Genomic DNA, 18,293 nt, shown 5'->3' on the forward strand with positions numbered 1-18,293 from the left:
CCGCGACGGACCCACAGGGCGACCCTACTGCCCGGGTCTCTCCTCTCCTCAGCGGACGATGGAGGGTTGCAGCCAGTTCCTCATGACGTCGAGGAGATGGTCCACGTCCACGGGCTTCGGCACGTAGTCCGACGCGCCCGAGGCGAGGCTCTTCTCCCGGTCGCCCTTCATCACCTTGGCCGTGATGACGATGATCGGCAAGTCGGCGAACTGCGGCATCTCCCTGATCGCCGCCGTGGTCGCGTACCCGTCCAGGCCCGGCATCATGACGTCCATCAGGACGACCGCCACGTCCGGGTTGCGGTGCAGCAGATCGATCCCGGCCTGCCCGTCCTCGGCGTACAGGACCTCCATCCCGTAGCCCTCCAGCACGCTGGTGAGCGCGAACACGTTCCGGACGTCGTCGTCGACGATCAGCACCTTGCGGCCCGACAGGACGGTGTCGAGGAAGTCCGCGGGGGGCTCCTCCACCATGCCGTTCAGCGCGGGCTCGGGCTCGGTCGCCGGGGGCACCTGCTCGGCGGGCGGCGCCTCGGCCTTCCCGGCGGGGAGCGGGCGCACCAGGGCGCCGTTGCCGTGCTCGGCGCCCGCGCCGAAGTCGACCTCCCGGGCGCCGACCGCGTCCGCGGGCGGCTCCGGGCGGCGCCGGTCCTCGCGCTCGCTGTACTGGGCGGGCAGGTACAGGGTGAACACGCTGCCGCGGCCCGGCTGGCTCTCCGCGTGGATCTCCCCGCCGAGCAGCCGCGCGATGTTCCGGCTGATCGACAGGCCGAGGCCGGTGCCGCCGTAGCGGCGGCTCGTGGTCCCGTCGGCCTGCTGGAACGGCTCGAAGATCTCCTGCAGCTTGTCCGCGCTGACCCCGATCCCGGTGTCGATCACCCGGAAGGCGATCACGTCCGGGGTGTTCCACAGCGCCGGCAGCGTGAAGTCGATGTCGCCGGCGCGCTCGATCAGCAGCCGGACCTCGCCCTCCGCGGTGAACTTCACCGCGTTCGACAGCAGGTTCCGCAGCACCTGCTGCAGCCGCTGCTCGTCGGTGTTCAGGGTGGCCGGGACGTCCGGCGCGACCTCCACGCCGAACTGCAGGCCCTTGTCGACCGACAGCGGCCGGAACGTCGCGTCCACGTAGTCCACCAGCGACGACACCGCCAGCCGCTGCGGGTGCGCCTCCATCTTGCCCGCCTCGACCTTCGCCAGGTCCAGGATGTCGTTGATCAGCTCCAGCAGGTCGGTGCCGGACTCGTGGATCGTCCGGGCGAACTCCACCTGCTTTCCGGTGAGGTTGCCGTCCTGGTTCTCCGACAGCAGCTTGGCCAGCACGAGCAGGCTGTTCAGCGGCGTGCGCAGCTCATGCGACATGTTCGCCAGGAACTCCGACTTGTACCGCGAGGAGATCGCCAGCTGCTCGGCGCGCTCCTCCAGCGTCCGACGGGCCTGCTCGATCTGGAAGTTCTGGATCTCGATCGCGCGGTTCTGCTGGGCCAGCAGCGCCGCCTTCTCCTCCAGCTCGGTGTTGGAGTGCCGCAGCTCGCCCTGCTGGCGCTGCAGCTCGTCCGACCGCTCCTGCAGCTCCTGCGCGAGCCGCTGCGACTCGCCGAGCAGCGCCTCGGTCCGCGCGTTGGCGCGGATCGCGTTCAGCGTCACCCCGATCGTCTCGATCAGCTGGCTGAAGAACGCCAGGTGGACGTCGGTGAAGCGGCCGAACGAGGCCAGCTCGATCGCGCCGAGCACCTCGTCCTCGAACACGATCGGCAGCACGATGATGTTGACCGGGGACGCCTCGCCCAGCCCCGACCCGATCTTGACGTAGTCGGCGGGCGCGTCCGCGATCAGCAGCGGCCGGCGCTCCTGCGCCGCCTGCCCGACCAGGCCCTCGCCCAGCGCGAACCGCACCGCCCCGTCCCGGCCGCGGCGCGTCCCGTACCCGGCGATCAGCACCAGCTCGGCCTCCTCGCCCGCCGTCTGGGCCAGGTAGAAGGCGCCGTACTGCGCGCTCGCCGTCGGGGTCAGCTCCCGCATGATCAGCTCGGCGACCTGGAGCAGGTCGCGGTGGCCCTGCATGAGCCCGCCGATCCGCGCCAGGTTGGTCTTGAGCCAGTCCTGCTCCTCGTTGGCGCGGGTCGTCTCGCGCAGCGTCGCGACCATCAGGTTGACGTTGTCGGACAGCTCGGCGACCTCGCCGCGCGCCTCCACGGTGATCGTCCGGGTCAGGTCGCCGGTGGCGACCGCGCTCGCGACCTCGCCGATCGCCCGCACCTGCGTGGTCAGGTTCCCGGCCAGCTCGTTGACGCTCTCGGTCAGCCGCTTCCAGGTGCCGGACACGCCCTCGACCTCGGCCTGCCCGCCGAGCCGCCCCTCGCTGCCTACCTCGCGGGCCACGCGGGTGACCTCGGAGGCGAACGACGACAGCGTGTCGACCATCGTGTTCAGCGTCGTCTTCAGCTCCAGGATCTCGCCCTGCGCGTTGACGTCGATGCGCCGGGTCAGGTCGCCGTGCGCGACGGCGGTCGCGACCTGCGCGATGTTGCGGACCTGGTAGGTCAGGTTGGACGCCATGCCGTTGACGTTGTCGGTCAGGTCCTTCCACATGCCGCCGGCGCCGGGCACGATCGCCTGGCCGCCGAGCCGGCCCTCGGTGCCGACCTCGCGGGCGACGCGGCTGACCTCGGAGGCGAACGACGACAGCGTGTCGACCATCGTGTTCAGCGTGTCCTTGAGCTGCAGGATCTCGCCCTGCGCGGTCACCTCGATCTTGCGGGTCAGGTCGCCCTGCGCCACCGCGGTCGTCACCTGGGCGATCCCGCGGACCTGGTTGGTCAGGTTGTTCGCCATCGCGTTGACGTTGTCGGTGAGGTCCAGCCAGACCCCGCCGGCGCCCGGCACGACGGCCTGGCCGCCGAGGCGTCCCTCCGTGCCGACCTCACGCGCGACGCGGGTGACCTCGGAGGCGAACGCCGACAGCGTGTCGACCATCCCGTTCACGGTGTCCTTCAGCTCCAGGATCTCGCCCTGCGCGTCGACCGTGATCTTCTTGCCGAGGTCGCCCTCGGCGACGGCGGTGGTGACCTGCGCGATGTTGCGGACCTGGTAGGTCAGGTTGGACGCCATGCCGTTGACGTTGTTGGTCAGGTCCTTCCAGACGCCGCTCACGCCCGGGACCCGCGCCTGGCCGCCGAGGCGGCCCTCGGTGCCGACCTCGCGGGCGACGCGGGTGACCTCGTCCGCGAACGCCGACAGCGTGTCGACCATCGTGTTCAGCGTGTTCTTGAGCTGCGCGATCTCGCCCTGCGCGTCGACCGTGATCTTCTTGCCGAGGTCGCCGTCGGCGACGGCGGTGGTGACCTGCGCGATGTTGCGGACCTGGTTGGTCAGGTTGTTCGCCATCGCGTTGACGTTGTCGGTCAGGTCCTTCCAGACGCCGCTCACGCCGCGCACGTTCGCCTGCCCGCCGAGCTGGCCCTCGGTGCCGACCTCGCGGGCGACGCGGGTGACCTCGTCCGCGAACGCCGACAGCTGGTCGACCATCGTGTTCACGGTGAGCTTCAGCTCCTGCAGCTCACCGCTCGCCTCCACCGTCACCTTGCGGGTCAGGTCGCCCTTCACCACCGCCGTGGTGACCTCCGCGATGTCGCGGACCTGCGACGTCAGCCGCGCCGCCATCACGTTCACCGACGCCGTCACGTCCCGCCAGCGGCCCGTCATGCCGCGCGCCGGCGCCTGCCCGCCGAGCCGGCCCTCCGTGCCGACCTCGCGGGCGAACTGGGTGACCTCCCAGGTGAACTGGTCGAGCAGCTCCACCATGCCGTTGACCGACTTGGCCATGCGCAGCAGCTCGCCGCGCATCGGCCGGCCGCGCACCCGCAGCTCGACCCGCTGGCTGAGGTCCCCGGCCGCGACCGCCTCCACCACCCGGCTCATCCCGGTCGCGAGGTCGGTGAGCTTGTCGATGATCGCGTTGGCGTCCTCGACGGAGGTCGCCCAGGTGCCGCGCAGGCCGCCCGAGACCAGCCGGCCGCGCAGCTTGCCCTCCCGGCCGATCTCCCGCCGGACGCGGCTCAGCCCGGACGCCAGCTCCTGCTCGTTCTGCCGGATCTCCTCCAGGACCGCCGCGGCCTCCGCCACGGCGCCCTCGCCCGGCACGTCCAGCTCCGCCCTCGCCCTGCCGTCCCGCACGGCGGCCAGCGCCTTCAGCAGCGGCTCGAGGTCGGCGTCGCTGTAGCGCGGCGTGGTGTCGCGGTACCCGCCGGGGCGGGCACGTGACGCGGTACGCGGCATTCTCTTCATCCTCCTGGCCCGCGATCGTCGAACATCCGGACACCTCATCGAAAGCCCGGACGGAAGGGACCCTCCCGCCGGGCCTCCGGCCGGCCTCCCTGGGCCCTCTGTTCCGGCCGCACCTGTACTCTACGTCGCCGGGCGGCGCCCGGACCCGTTCGCGGGTCTGCCGCGAACGGACGCCGATGCCCGTGCATCCGCGCTTGTAGTCTTCGTGTTACGGTCTGTCGTGTCGTGGCGGGGGGTAGCGTTCACCGAGGCCGGACGCGTCACGGAAACCCCTTCTCGGCTCTCGTGGCCGCGCGGCCGACCCGTCTGCCACGATGGTCGGACGGGGGCAGAGACGCTTCGAGCAAGGGATGACGTTTGGATCGGCAGACGGCGTCGGCCACCTTCCCGTCCGCCGCCGCGGCGGTGGCGGACGCGCGCCGCTTCGTCCGGAAGGTGCTGGCCGACTGGGGCATGGACGAGGCCGCGGACGACGCGGTGCTGGCCACCAGCGAGCTCGCCACCAACGCGATCGCCTACGCCGGGACGTCCTTCGAGGTCTCCTGCCGGCTCGAGGACGGCGACATCAAGATCGAGGTCCGCGACCGGCACCCCACCCGTGGCATCGAGATGCCCGGCGTGACCGCCTCCAGCGGCCGCGGGCTGCCGTCGATCGCCCGGCTCGCCGCGTCCTGGGGCGTCTCCTACGACCACCGCACCAAGGGCGTCTGGTTCCGGCTGGCCCGTCCCGGCGCGGCGGCCGCCCCCGCCGAGGCCGAAAACGAGGACGCCGGCACCGCCCACGCCGAGGCCCCCGTCCGCGGCCCGCAGACGCGCGAGCGGGGCCCGCGCGAGCGCGAGCAGGCCCGCGAGGCCGCCGGCGCCCAGGGCCGCGAGGGCGGCCTCAGCGGCGACGTCGGCGACATGCCCGTCGCGGGCGACCGCCTCCTGCGCTCCCCGGCCGCCGTGGAGGCCATGGAGGACGGCGTCGCCACCGTCCGCGAGATCCTCGGCGCGGAGGGCGCCGCCGTCCTGCTCACCGAGCGCGACGGCCGCATGATCATGGGCTCGTCCGCCGGCACCGCCGCGGAACTGCCGCTCGGCGAGCTGTCGGTGGCCGGGCTCGGCCCCGCCGCCCGCGCCGGCTCCCCGTGGGTCGCCGCCGAGGGCGACCCGACCGCCACGGCCCTGCAGGCCCGCTCCGTGGCCGCCGCGCCGCTGGAGTCCCAGGGCCGCCTCACGGGCGTCGTGGTGGCCGTCTCGTCCGCCCCCGGCCGCTTCGGCGAGGCCGACGGCGTCCGGCTCGGCCGGCTCGCCGACGAGATGTCGCTCTCCCTGGAGAAGGCCCGGGTGGGGGAGTTGGAACGCTCCTGGCGGGGCTGGCTCAGCTTCGTCGCCGAGGCCAGCGACCTGCTCGCCGGCACCCTCGACCAGGAGCGCACGATGGCCCTGGTCGCCCAGCTCGTCGTCCCCCGGCTGGCGACCTGGTGCGCCGTCTACACCGTCGCCGACGGCGAGCCCGACCGGCTCGCCTACGTGTGGCACGCCGACGAGAACCGCGCCGACGGGCTCCGCGAGCTGCTGGAGCACGCGGGCGCCGCCCCGCCGATGGACGGCCCCGGCTCCTGGAACGGCCTCGCCACCGCCCCCGAGGAGGTCCGCGCCGCCGCCGGCGACACCGCCGCCGACCACGTCTACGCCTTCCCGCTGATCGCCCGCGGTCGGCGCATCGGCACCATCGTCATCGGCCGCCCGCCCGGCGACCGCTTCCCGCGCAGCGCGATCGAGCTGGCCGAGGAGCTCAGCCGCCGCGCCGCCCTCGCCGTCGACAACGCGCGGCTGTTCTCCGCGCAGACCGCCATGAGCAGCGCCCTGCAGCGCAGCCTCCTGCCGCCCGGCATCCCCGAGATCCCGGGCCTGGAGGTCGCCGTCGTGTACGAGCCGGCGGGGGAGGGCAGCGAGGTCGGCGGCGACTTCTACGACGTGTTCGAGAGCGGCCCCGGCCCGGGCGGCCCCGCGTCGGCGTCCCGCTGGCGGTTCGCGATCGGCGACGTGTGCGGCACCGGCCCCGAGGCGGCCGCCGTCACCGGCCTCGCCCGGCACGCGCTGCGCATCCTCGCCGCCGAGGACATGTCCGTCCCGGGGGTGCTGGCCCGGCTCAACCGGCTCATCCTCGGCGAGGGCGAGCGGGGCCGGCTGCTCACCCTGCTGCACGGCGAGATCGCGACCCGCCGCCCCGACGGCGTGCGGATCCGGCTGACGAGCGCGGGCCACCCGCTCCCGCTCGTCCTCGACCCGGACGGCGGCGTGCGCGAGGCGGCCACGGCCCAGGCGCTGCTCGGCGTCTTCGACGGTGTGGACTTCCACACGGACACGGTCGACCTGCGCCGGGGCGAGGTGCTGCTCTGCGTGACCGACGGCGTCACCGAACGCCGTTCCGGGAGCCGGCTGCTCGGCGACGGCGACGGCCTCGAACGGCTGCTGGCCGGGTGCACCGGGCTCAGCGCGGGCGCCGTCGCCGCCCGCATCCAGCGCGCGGTGCGCGATTTCGGCCCGGAGCCGTCGAATGACGACATTGCCCTCATCGTTCTACGGGCGTCATGATGGAGACCAACAATCGGTAAGGTGGGGTGGCGTGGGGCTTGCCTTGCACACGACACGACAGGACGGCCGCGCGACGATCGCCGCGCGCGGCTCCATCGACCTGCACTCCTCCGAAGAGCTGCGCACTCGGCTGACCGAGCTCGTGGACGCGGGCGAGCGGGCGGTGGTCGTCGACCTCGCGGCGGTGGACTTCTGCGACTCCTCCGGTCTGAACGTCCTCGTCCGGGCGTACAAGCACGCGCGCGCCCAGAACGCGACGCTGACCGTCACCGGCGCCTACGGCCGCGTCGAGAACGTCCTGCGCACCACGGGGCTCGACCGGTTCCTGATCGAGGACCCGGCGGAGGAGGCGGCGGCCGATGAGCGGTGAGTGAACGCGATGAAGAACGGCGAGCGGGCGGAGTGACCGACCCGATGACCGAGACCACACTGCGCGCGGCGCCGCAGACCGAGGCGGTCGAGTACGCACGGCGCCTCGCCGCCCGCACCATGCGCACCTGGGCGCTGATGGACCGCGAGGAACTCGTCACCGCGATCGTGGCCGAACTCGTCGCCAACGCCGTCCGGCACGCGGGGACGGCCCTGGAGCTGCGGCTGCTGCGCGGCACCGGCCGCGTCCGCGTCGAGGTCCGCGACCGCGCCGCCCAGTTGCCCCGGCTGACCGTGCCCGGCCCGCTGGACGAGTCGCACCGCGGCCTGTTCATCGTCGACCGGTTCGCCAACTCCTGGGGCGCCGACCCGGTGACCGGCGGCAAGGTCGTGTGGGCCGAGGTCGACATCTGACCCGGACCCGGACCCGCCCGGCACGGCCGGACGGGCCCGGGAGCGGTCAGGCCGACTTGCGGTACAGCTCGGCCACCATGAACGCGAGATCGAGCGACTGGCCCCGGTTGAGCCGCGGGTCGCACGCCGTCTCGTACCGCTGGTGCAGGTCGGCCTCGGCGAGGCCGTGGCCGCCGCCGACGCATTCGGTGACGTCGTCGCCGGTGAACTCGATGTGGATGCCGCCCGGGTGGGTGCCGAGCGCCCGGTGCACCTCGAAGAAGCCGGCCACCTCGTCCAGGACGTCGTCCAGCCGCCGGGTCTTGTGCCCGCTGGGCGCCTCGAAGGTGTTGCCGTGCATCGGGTCGCAGATCCACGCGACCGGCGCGCCGCTCTGGCGCACCTTCTCGATCAGCGGCGGCAGCACGTCGCGGATCCTACCGGCGCCCATCCGGGTGATGAAGGTGAGCCGGCCGGGCTCCCCGTCGGGGTTGAGCCGGTCGATCAGTTCCAGCGCGTCGTCGCCGGACGTCGTCGGGCCGAGCTTCACCCCGATCGGGTTGCGGATGTGGCGCAGGAACTCGACGTGGGCGCCGTCCAGCTGCCGGGTGCGCTCGCCGATCCACAGGAAGTGCGCGGAGACGTCGTAGGGCAGCCCGCTCAGGTGGTCGATGCGGGTCAGCGCCCGCTCGTACTCCAGCAGCAGCGCCTCGTGGCTGGAGTAGAGCTCCACCTCCTGGAACTCGCCGGGGCTCGCCCCGCACGCCTTCATGAACGTCAGGGCCCGGTCGATCTCGCCGGCGAGCTGCTCGTAGCGGCGCCCCGCCGGGCTCTGCTGGACGAAGTCGCGGTTCCAGGCGTGCACCTGGCGCAGGTCGGCATAGCCGCCCTTGGTGAACGCCCGGCACAGGTTCAGCGTCACCGCCGAGCAGTGGTAGGCCTTCAGCAGCCGGTGCGGGTCGTTGCGGCGCGACGCGGCGTCGAACGCGAACCCGTTGACGGCGTCGCCCCGGTAGGCGGGCAGCTCCACGCCGCCGCGCACCTCCACGGGCTTGGACCGGGGCTTGGCGAACTGGCCCGCCAGCCGGCCGATCTTCACGACCGGCACGCTGGCCGCGTAGGTGAGCACGACGGCCATCTGCAGCAGCGTCTTCAGCTTGTTCTTCACCGCGTCGGCGTTCGACCCCTCGAACGTCTCGGCGCAGTCGCCGCCCTGCAGGACGAACGCCTCACCGCGCGCCACGTCCGCGAGCTGCGCCTTGAGCTGGTCGCACTCGCCGGCGAAGACGAGGGGCGGCTGCGCCGCGAGCTCCGCGGCGACCGCGCGGACCTCGTCGGGATCGTCCCAATCGGGCTGCTGGAGGGCGGGGAGCGCGCGCCAGGCGTCGAGGTCCCCGGTGACGGCGGAGGTACTCACCCCAGAAGGCTATGGCACCGCCCACCCCGCCCGGAACGGCGAACCGGGCGGGCCCCACTCGGGGCCGCCCGGTTCGCGGTGGCTCGGGCTTGCGTGCCGTCAGGCGGCACGGCTCCCGGCCGCCGCGGGCTCCCTGCGGGCGTCGGACGCGCCCGCTCCCCCCGGTGCGCCGGCCAGTGCCCTGCGGCCGCTCAGATCGGTCTCGTTCGCCAGCTGCCGCAGCCGCCGCAGCGAACGGTCGGTGATCTGCCGCACCCGGTTGTGGCTCAGGCCGTACCGGGCGCCGATCTGGGCGTAGGACAGCGGCTGGCCGCTGTCCATCCCGAACCTGGCGCGCAGGATCGCGGACTCGCGTTCCGGCAGCCGGTCGAGCAGCCGCGCGAGGCCCTCGATGTCGTCCAGCGCGAGGATCTCCGCCTCCGGCGTGACGGCCTCCGGGTCCTCCAGGAGGTCGCCCATCGACGTCTCGCCGGCGTCGTCGACGGTCGCGTCCAGGCTCGCCGGGTCGCGCCGCCAGCGCAGCAGCTCGTCCACATGGTCGGCGTCGGCGCCGATGGTCCCCGCGAGCTCCTCGCGGGTCGGCTCCCTGCCGAGTTCACGGCCCAGCTGGCGCTCCGCGCGCCGCAGCCGGGAGAGTTCCTCCTCGACGTGGACCGGCAGCCGGATGGTGCGGGCGGTGTGGCTGAGCCCGCGGCCGATCGCCTGTCTGATCCACCATGTCGCATATGTGGAGAACTTGAAGCCCCGGCGGTAGTCGAACTTCTCCACCGCGCGCATCAGCCCCAGGTTCCCCTCTTGAATGAGGTCGATGAGGGGCAACGAGTCGGTCGGGTATTTCCGGGCGATCGAGACCACGAGCCGCAAGTTGGCCTCGACGAAACGCTGCTTCGCGCGCAGCCCCGCCGCGGCCAGCTCCTCCAGCTCCTCGCGGGTGGCGCCCGCGGGCACCCTCCCGTCCTCGAGGAGCTGCTCGGCGTACAGGCCCCCTTCGATCGCCTTGGCCAGATCGACCTCCTCCTGCGCGTCGAGCAGGGGGGTACGGCCGATCCGGTCGAGGTACGCCCCGACGAGATCCTTGTCGGGGACGTCGACCCTGTCGCCCTTGGTACGGGTTGCAGCCATCCTGACCCTTCTCCGGTGCGATCTCCCTAAGGGGAGAACGCTAATTACCGCTCTGTGATTCCCGGGTGGGGAATACTGCGAGGCTGTGAGCCGCTCTACGACCTGATACCCCGATCGAGGAGAAACCGACATGGCGACCGTCACACTCACCGCTGACAACTTCGACGAGGTGGCTCAGGCCGAGGGCATCGTGCTCGTCGACTTCTGGGCCGAGTGGTGCGGTCCGTGCAAGCGCTTCGCGCCGGTCTTCGAGAAGTCGGCGGACAAGCACGCGGACATCGTGTTCGGGAAGGTCGACACCGACGCCGAGGCGGAGCTGTCGCAGCGGTTCGGCATCCGGTCCATTCCCACGCTGATGGCGATCCGGGACGGGCTCATCGTGTTCGCCGAGCCGGGCGCGGTGCCCGAGCCGGTGCTGGAGAACGTGATCGAGCAGGTCCGCGGCCTCGACATGGAGGACGTCCGCCGGCGCGCGGAGTCCTGAGCCGTCCCGCCGCGCGCCCCCGGGCGCCGCTCGCGGCGGGTTGCGCCGAGCCGACGGCCCGACGACGCCCGGACGGCGAGTGCGCGGCACGAGGGCAAAGAACGGGGCGGCGGCGCCCGACTCCGGGCCGGCATGGACGATGATGGACGGATGCTCGCCGATGTCGTCGCTTGCCTGGTGTGCCCCGTGTGCGGAGCCGACCTCGAACTGGCCGGCCGCGGACTTGCCTGCCCCGGCGGGCATACCTTCGACATCGCGCGGCAGGGGTACGCGAACCTGCTGCCGGGCAACGCCCGTCCGGGCACGGCCGACACCCCCGAGATGGTCCGCGCGCGAGACGCGTTCCTGAAGGCGGGCCATTTCGCCGAGCCGGCCGACCGCCTGGCCCTCGCGGTGTCCCGCGCGGCCCCGTCCTTCGTCGTCGACGCGGGCGCCGGCACCGGGTACTACCTGGGCCGGATCCTCGACCGGGCGCCCGGTGCGGTCGGCCTCGCACTGGACATCTCCAAGCACGCGGCCAGGCGCGCCGCCAAGGCCCACGCCCGGGCGGGCGCCGTAGTCGCGGACCTGTGGCGCCCCCTCCCGCTGCGCGACGGCGCGGCGGACACCGTCGTCAACGTCTTCGCGCCGCGCAACGCGGCCGAGTTCCACCGCGTGCTCCGCGACGACGGGCTCCTGTTCACCGTGACCCCGTCGCCCCGGCACCTCGCCACCTTGGTGGAGCCGCTCGGGCTCCTCACGATCGACAAGCGCAAGGCCGAGCGGATGGACGCCGCGCTCGCGGGCTACTTCAAGTTCGATTCGCGCCAGGAGATCGAGACCGAGGCCGTCCTGACCCACGACGAGATCACCACGCTGGTCGGGATGGGGCCGAGCGCGCACCACGTCCCGCCCGATCTGCTTCGCGATCGGCTGCGGCCGCTACCGGACCCGCTGACCGCTCCGCTGTCCTTCGTCCTGTCGACGTACCGGCGGCTCGTGTAGGCGGGCGTCCACGCTCTGGGTGAGTTCGAGCAGCACCTGGGGGACTTCGCCGGGCTCCGTCACGTCCCCGGCCTCGGCCTCCGGCATGTCGACCGCCTCGTACATGAACGAGACGGAGACGGACCGGGCCGCACCGCTCAGCAGGAGGCGCTGGAGTGCCTGGCCGGCGCGCAGCCACTCGGCCGGGGAGTCGCCACGGGTCGTGAGGACGGCGCGCCGTCCCCTCGCCTCCGGGACATCGGGAAGCGGATGAAGGCCCGCTCCTTCCAGGCGCGCCGCCTCGCCCAGTTCGTTGACCAGGGCCAGGGGTGGCCGGAGCCCTGATGCGGGACGGTTGCCGGGGAAGGGCTTCAACGTCGCCGCGTACAGGAGTCGTTCGGCGCGGGTCACGCGGTGGCGTCCGGCCAGGCGCACCGAGGCGAGGACCGAGGGCCGCCCGGGGTCGGGCAGCAGCCGCACCACTGCCGCGTATCCGAGTTGGGCCGCGGCAAGACGCAGGTTGACGAGCGCGGCGCCGGAGCTGAGGTGGAGACCCCGCCCTACGGGGTCGTGCATCGACTTGAACCGGTCCGGGTCGGCGTGCAGCTCGATCGATCCGGGAACGACCTTGAACCGCCAGGCGTGCACGTCATGGATGGTCGGCCCCATCGTCGCGGCGACCACGAGGCGTTCCGCGGAAGCGCGGATGGCGACGGGCACATTCACGAGGTGATCCTCCTGACCTCGGCGGACTGTTCGTGCCGGGAGCCGAGGCCCGCCTCCGGTCCGCAGGTCCGCAAGGCAGGCTGTCCGCGCACGCTACCCCACTGTGACCCGGCGCACGTAGTGCGTGAAAGGCGAGGTCAATGGGGGTGATGGTGTGCCGGGCTGACAAGAGCCGTGCGGGACCCGAGCGCTCCGATTTGACGGTGCATGCGGGGGACCATAATGTCTGCCGTGCCCCGAGGGACGCGGGACGCCGCAAGGCGGCCGGTCGCGGGGAGCCACCAGGAATAATCCGGCCGCAAGTTGGGTTATTCTGGAGTGGAAGCCCCAAATGGGATGCAGGACGTCGACGAGGCGGCCGGCCCAGGGGACGGGACCTCCGAAATCGGTTCGAGCGGCGCTCGGGCTGGTGTAGGATACCGAAAAGCCCAACAGGGATGCAGGACGCCGCGAGGTGGCCGGCCCGCAGGGCGACTCCTACGGATCGATCGTCGCCAGGCTCAGTGCCTGGGGGTGAGTCGTCGCCGCGGGGGGACTGGGAAGCCTCCGACCGTCAAAAAGATCTTCGCGGATCGACTTGACAGCGGGAGCGGAACAGGTAAGTTAGAAGGGTTGCCCCGGAGCCGGGGTCCGCGAGAGCGGGGTTCGGCGCGGTGGGTGTCCGTTTCTTGAGAACTCAACAGCGTGTTAAAAGCCAGTGCCTTTATCGGCTCGGTGCTCTCTTCGGGGAGTCCGGGTCGCCCCGTCGCCGTCAGCCCTTCCGGGTTGATGGTGGGGATTTCTTTGAGGCAATGCGCGACTCTTCGGAGTTGTGCTTTTGCTGGGATTTTCTTCGAGGTTTGGCCGGCTGGGGTTCGCCCCCCGGTTGGTCGTTTGGACCTTAATGGAGAGTTTGATCCTGGCTCAGGACGAACGCTGGCGGCGTGCTTAACACATGCAAGTCGAGCGGAAAGGCCCCTTCGGGGGTACTCGAGCGGCGAACGGGTGAGTAACACGTGAGCAACCTGCCCCTGACTCTGGGATAAGCCCGGGAAACTGGGTCTAATACCGGATATGACCGGCCTTCGCATGGAGTGCCGGTGGAAAGTTTTTCGGTTGGGGATGGGCTCGCGGCCTATCAGCTTGTTGGTGGGGTGATGGCCTACCAAGGCGACGACGGGTAACCGGCCTGAGAGGGCGACCGGTCACACTGGGACTGAGACACGGCCCAGACTCCTACGGGAGGCAGCAGTGGGGAATATTGCGCAATGGGCGGAAGCCTGACGCAGCGACGCCGCGTGGGGGATGACGGCCTTCGGGTTGTAAACCTCTTTCAGCAGGGACGAAGCTAACGTGACGGTACCTGCAGAAGAAGCGCCGGCTAACTACGTGCCAGCAGCCGCGGTAATACGTAGGGCGCAAGCGTTGTCCGGAATTATTGGGCGTAAAGAGCTCGTAGGCGGTTTGTCGCGTCTGTCGTGAAAGCCCACGGCTTAACCGTGGGTCTGCGGTGGATACGGGCAGACTAGAGGCAGGTAGGGGAGAATGGAATTCCCGGTGTAGCGGTGAAATGCGCAGATATCGGGAGGAACACCGGTGGCGAAGGCGGTTCTCTGGGCCTGTACTGACGCTGAGGAGCGAAAGCGTGGGGAGCGAACAGGATTAGATACCCTGGTAGTCCACGCCGTAAACGTTGGGCGCTAGGTGTGGGGTTCTTCCACGGATTCCGCGCCGTAGCTAACGCATTAAGCGCCCCGCCTGGGGAGTACGGCCGCAAGGCTAAAACTCAAAGGAATTGACGGGGGCCCGCACAAGCGGCGGAGCATGTTGCTTAATTCGACGCAACGCGAAGAACCTTACCAAGGCTTGACATCGCCGGAAATCCCGCAGAGATGTGGGGTCCTTTTTGGGCCGGTGACAGGTGGTGCATGGCTGTCGTCAGCTCGTGTCGTGAGATGTTGGGTTAAGTCCCGCAACGAGCGCAACCCTCGTTCCATGTTGCCAGCACGTAGTGGTGGGGACTCATGGGAGACCGCCGGGGTCAACTCGGAGGAAGGTGGGGATGACGTCAAGTCATCATGCCCCTTATGTCTTGGGCTGCAAACATGCTACAATGGCCGGTACAGAGGGCTGCGATACCGTGAGGTGGAGCGAATCCCTTAAAGCCGGTCTCAGTTCGGATCGAAGTCTGCAACTCGACTTCGTGAAGTCGGAGTCGCTAGTAATCGCAGATCAGCAACGCTGCGGTGAATACGTTCCCGGGCCTTGTACACACCGCCCGTCACGTCACGAAAGTCGGCAACACCCGAAGCCCGTGGCCCAACCAGCAATGGGGGGAGCGGTCGAAGGTGGGGCCGGCGATTGGGACGAAGTCGTAACAAGGTAGCCGTACCGGAAGGTGCGGCTGGATCACCTCCTTTCTAAGGAGCACACAACTGGCCGGGGCTGCTTCCTCTCGGGGAAGGCTCAGGTCGGTGGCTACTGTTGACAGCGAGTGTCTGTCAGGTGGCTGCTCATAGATGTGGAGCACTGGCTACTCAGCTCACCGCCTGCGTGAGCCGGCAAGTACCGCCCCTTCGGGGGAGTGGGAACGACGGTTTCGGGTGGGTGGGGGGTTGGACACGCTGTTGGGTCCTGAGGAAACGGGCTTTGCCCGGTGACCTCGGACTGCGGGACCAGACGCCGCTTCGCTCGCAATGAGCGTGGCGGCGCTGGTGGGCCCGGTTGTTTTTTGAGAACTGCACAGTGGACGCGAGCATCTCTGGCGAGAATGCGGTCTTTGGATCGTGTTCTTGTCTGCGATTTGTTTTGATCGTTTTGTGTGTTCAAGTTTTTAAGGGCATACGGTGGATGCCTTGGCATCAGGAGCCGATGAAGGACGTGGGAGCCTGCGATATGCCTCGGGGAGTCGGCAACCAGACTTTGATCCGGGGATTTCCGAATGGGGAAACCTGGCACCCGTCATGGGGTGTCGCCGCCTGCTGAATGTATAGGCAGGTTGGTGGGAACGCGGGGAAGTGAAACATCTCAGTACCCGCAGGAAGAGAAAACAATAGTGATTCCGTGAGTAGTGGTGAGCGAAAGCGGATTAGCCTAAACCGTGCGCGTGTGATAGCCGGCAGGTGTTGCGTGTGCGGGGTTGTGGGACCATCCTGATCTAGCTGCCGCTGGGTCGAAGAGTTACAAAATATCGTGGTAGTCGAACGGCATGGGAAGGCCGACCGTAGACGGTGAGAGTCCGGTAGACGAAACTGCGGTGTCTCTTGGGTGTGTTCCCGAGTAGCACGGGGCCCGTGAAATCCCGTGTGAATCTGCCACGACCACGTGGTAAGGCTGACTACTTCCTGGTGACCGATAGCGGACCAGTACCGTGAGGGAAAGGTGAAAAGTGCCCCGGTGAGGGGTCGTGAAATAGTACCTGAAACCGTGTGCCTACAAGCCGTCAGAGCGTCCTCAGGGGCTTGCTCCTGTTCGTGATGGCGTGCCTTTTGAAGAATGAGCCTGCGAGTTATGGTGTGTGGCGAGGTTAACCGGTGGCGGGTAGCCGTAGCGAAAGCGAGTCTGAATAGGGCGTTTGAGTCGCATGCTGTAGACCCGAAGCGGGGTGATCTAGCCATGGGCAGGGTGAAGCGCCGGTAAGACGGTGTGGAGGCCCGAACCCACCAGGGTTGAAAACCTGGGGGATGACCTGTGGTTAGGGGTGAAAGGCCAATCAAACTCCGTGATAGCTGGTTCTCCCCGAAATGCATTTAGGTGCAGCGTCGCGTGTTTCTTGCCGGAGGTAGAGCTACTGGATGGCTGATGGGCCCTACAAGGTTACTGACGTCAGCCAAACTCCGAATGCCGGTAAGTGAGAGCGTGGCAGTGAGACTGCGGGGGATAAGCTTCGTAGTCGAGAGGGAAACAGCCCAGATCATCGGCTAAGGCCCCTAAGCGTGTGCTAAGTGGGAAAGGATGTGGAGTTGCTGTGACAACCAGGAGGTTGGCTTAGAAGCAGCCATCCTTGAAAGAGTGCGTAATAGCTCACTGGTCAAGTGATTCCGCGCCGACAATGTAGCGGGGCTCAAGCACACCGCCGAAGCCGTGGCATTGACACGTTTGTGTTGATGGGTAGGGGAGCGTCCTGTAGCCGGTGAAGCCGCCGAGTGATCGAGTGGTGGAGGCTGCGGGAGTGAGAATGCAGGCATGAGTAGCGAGTCACACGTGAGAAACGTGTGCGCCGGATGACCAAGGGTTCCTGGGGCAGGCTAATCCGCCCAGGGTAAGTCGGGACCTAAGGCGAGGCCGACAGGCGTAGTCGATGGACAACGGGTTGATATTCCCGTACCCGCTGGTATGCGCCAACGCTGAACCCTCTGATGCTAAGACCCCGAATCCTGGTTGGGGCCTTCGGGCTTCTTCTGGGCCTAGCGGTCGACCCGAGGGGGTAGTAGGTGAGTGATGGGGTGACGCAGGAGGGTAGCTCAGCCCGGGCGATGGTTGTCCCGGGGTAAGGCTGTAGGGAGAGAGACAGGTAAATCCGTCTCTCGTGAATCCTGAGAGCTGATGCCGAGCCGTTTTAGGTGAAGTGAGTGATCCCATGCTGTCGAGAAAAGCCTCTAGCGAGTGTACTGGCGGCCCGTACCCTAAACCGACTCAGGTGGTCAGGTAGAGAATACCAAGGCGATCGGGTGAACTGTGGTTAAGGAACTCGGCAAATTGCCCCCGTAACTTTGGGAGAAGGGGGGCCTCGTCCGGTGAAGGAACGTGCTTCCGGAGCTGGGTGGGGTCGCAGAGGCCAGGGGGAAGCGACTGTTTACTAAAAACACAGGTCCGTGCGAAGTCGTAAGACGCTGTATACGGACTGACGCCTGCCCGGTGCCGGAACGTTAAGAGGACCGGTTAGATCTCTTCGGGGGTCGAAGCTGAGAATCTAAGCGCCGGTAAACGGCGGTGGTAACTATAACCATCCTAAGGTAGCGAAATTCCTTGTCGGGTAAGTTCCGACCTGCACGAATGGCGTAACGACTTCCCCGCTGTCTCAACCACAGGCCCGGCGAAATTGCAGTACGAGTAAAGATGCTCGTTTCGCGCAGCAGGACGGAAAGACCCCGGGACCTTCACTATAGCTTGGCATTGGCGCTTGGAGCGTCTTGTGTAGGATAGGTGGGAGACTGTGAAGCCGGCACGCCAGTGTCGGTGGAGTCGTTGGTGAAATACCACTCTGGTCGTTTTGAGCGTCTAACCCGCACCCGTGTATCCGGGTGGGGGACAGTGCCTGGTGGGTAGTTTAACTGGGGCGGTTGCCTCCTAAAGTGTAACGGAGGCGCCCAAAGGTTCCCTCAGCCTGGTTGGCAATCAGGTGGCGAGTGTAAGGGCACAAGGGAGCTTGACTGTGAGACGGACGTGTCGAGCAGGTGCGAAAGCAGGGCCTAGTGATCCGGCACCTACGTGTGGAAGTGGTGTCGCTCAACGGCTAAAAGGTACCCCGGGGATAACAGGCTGATCTTCCCCAAGAGTCCATATCGACGGGATGGTTTGGCACCTCGATGTCGGCTCGTCGCATCCTGGGGCTGGAGTAGGTCCCAAGGGTTGGGCTGTTCGCCCATTAAAGCGGCACGCGAGCTGGGTTTAGAACGTCGCGAGACAGTTCGGTCCCTATCCGCTGCGCGCGTAGGAGAATTGTGAGGGTCTGTCCCTAGTACGAGAGGACCGGGACGGACGGACCTCTGGTGTGCCAGTTGTCCCGCCAGGGGCACGGCTGGTTGGCTACGTTCGGTCGGGATAACCGCTGAAAGCATCTAAGCGGGAAGCCTTCCTCGAGATGAGTTCTCCCACCCTTTTGTGGGTGTAAGGCCCCCGGTAGACGACCGGGTTGATAGGCCGGAGATGGAAGCGCGGTAACGTGTGGAGTCGACCGGTACTAATAGGCCGAGTGGCTTGAACACACTGAACGTTCAAAGCGAGTCGCTGCTACGAGTTTGTTCGCGTCCC

Annotated in this window: 9 protein-coding genes and 2 rRNA genes; 7 read left to right on the forward strand and 4 right to left on the reverse strand. The window is 68.6% G+C overall.

From position 1 onward, the window contains the following. Window positions 1-48: 48 nt before the first annotated feature. The gene (locus HUT06_RS18305) at window positions 49-4,275 is read right to left on the reverse strand and encodes a HAMP domain-containing protein (protein ID WP_254715249.1); all 4,227 of its coding nucleotides are present in this window, start codon (window positions 4,273-4,275) and stop codon (window positions 49-51) included. 366 nt (window positions 4,276-4,641) lie between these two features. Between HUT06_RS18305 and HUT06_RS18310 the strand changes: the two genes are divergently transcribed. From HUT06_RS18310 to HUT06_RS18320, 3 genes are read left to right on the forward strand one after another with little or no spacing between them, the layout of a single operon-like run. After that, on the forward strand, window positions 4,642-6,867 hold the full coding sequence (locus tag HUT06_RS18310) for a SpoIIE family protein phosphatase (protein ID WP_176196852.1): 2,226 nt from the start codon (window positions 4,642-4,644) through the stop codon (window positions 6,865-6,867). Window positions 6,868-6,910: 43 nt separating this feature from the next. Then, a complete protein-coding gene (locus HUT06_RS18315) occupies window positions 6,911-7,237 on the forward strand; it encodes an STAS domain-containing protein (protein ID WP_254715250.1) in 327 nt (108 codons plus the stop codon). Window positions 7,238-7,281: 44 nt separating this feature from the next. Beyond that, complete coding sequence (locus tag HUT06_RS18320) at window positions 7,282-7,650, forward strand: ATP-binding protein (protein ID WP_240808293.1); 369 nt, start codon at window positions 7,282-7,284, stop codon at window positions 7,648-7,650. 46 nt (window positions 7,651-7,696) lie between these two features. Here HUT06_RS18320 and HUT06_RS18325 read toward each other — a convergent pair whose 3' ends face one another. Beyond that, the gene (locus HUT06_RS18325; protein ID WP_176196854.1) at window positions 7,697-9,046 is read right to left on the reverse strand and encodes a class II 3-deoxy-7-phosphoheptulonate synthase; all 1,350 of its coding nucleotides are present in this window, start codon (window positions 9,044-9,046) and stop codon (window positions 7,697-7,699) included. A gap of 99 nt (window positions 9,047-9,145) precedes the next feature. Further along, on the reverse strand, window positions 9,146-10,168 hold the full coding sequence (locus HUT06_RS18330) for an RNA polymerase sigma factor RpoD/SigA (protein ID WP_254715251.1): 1,023 nt from the start codon (window positions 10,166-10,168) through the stop codon (window positions 9,146-9,148). 130 nt (window positions 10,169-10,298) lie between these two features. Between HUT06_RS18330 and trxA the strand changes: the two genes are divergently transcribed. Both trxA and HUT06_RS18340 read left to right on the forward strand, forming a co-directional pair. Then, window positions 10,299-10,652 carry a thioredoxin gene (trxA, locus tag HUT06_RS18335; RefSeq protein ID WP_176196855.1) on the forward strand — a complete coding sequence of 118 codons (354 nt, stop codon included), beginning with the start codon at window positions 10,299-10,301 and terminating at the stop codon, window positions 10,650-10,652. A gap of 132 nt (window positions 10,653-10,784) precedes the next feature. After that, a complete protein-coding gene (locus HUT06_RS18340; protein WP_254715252.1) occupies window positions 10,785-11,636 on the forward strand; it encodes a putative RNA methyltransferase in 852 nt (283 codons plus the stop codon). Here the strand turns inward: HUT06_RS18340 and HUT06_RS18345 are convergent. After that, window positions 11,574-12,341 (reverse strand): hypothetical protein, encoded by a 768-nt coding sequence (locus HUT06_RS18345; RefSeq protein ID WP_176196856.1) that lies wholly within the window; start codon window positions 12,339-12,341, stop codon window positions 11,574-11,576. The two genes, HUT06_RS18340 and HUT06_RS18345, sit on opposite strands and share 63 nt — an antisense overlap. A gap of 880 nt (window positions 12,342-13,221) precedes the next feature. Here HUT06_RS18345 and HUT06_RS18350 point away from each other — a divergent pair. Further along, window positions 13,222-14,740 (forward strand): 16S ribosomal RNA (locus tag HUT06_RS18350). Between the two features lie 403 nt (window positions 14,741-15,143). Then, window positions 15,144-18,247 (forward strand): 23S ribosomal RNA (locus HUT06_RS18355). The 16S and 23S rRNA genes sit together here, the layout of an rRNA operon. Window positions 18,248-18,293 lie beyond the last annotated feature (46 nt).

The sequence above is a fragment of the Actinomadura sp. NAK00032 genome (genome assembly GCF_013364275.1).
Classification (GTDB): domain Bacteria; phylum Actinomycetota; class Actinomycetes; order Streptosporangiales; family Streptosporangiaceae; genus Spirillospora.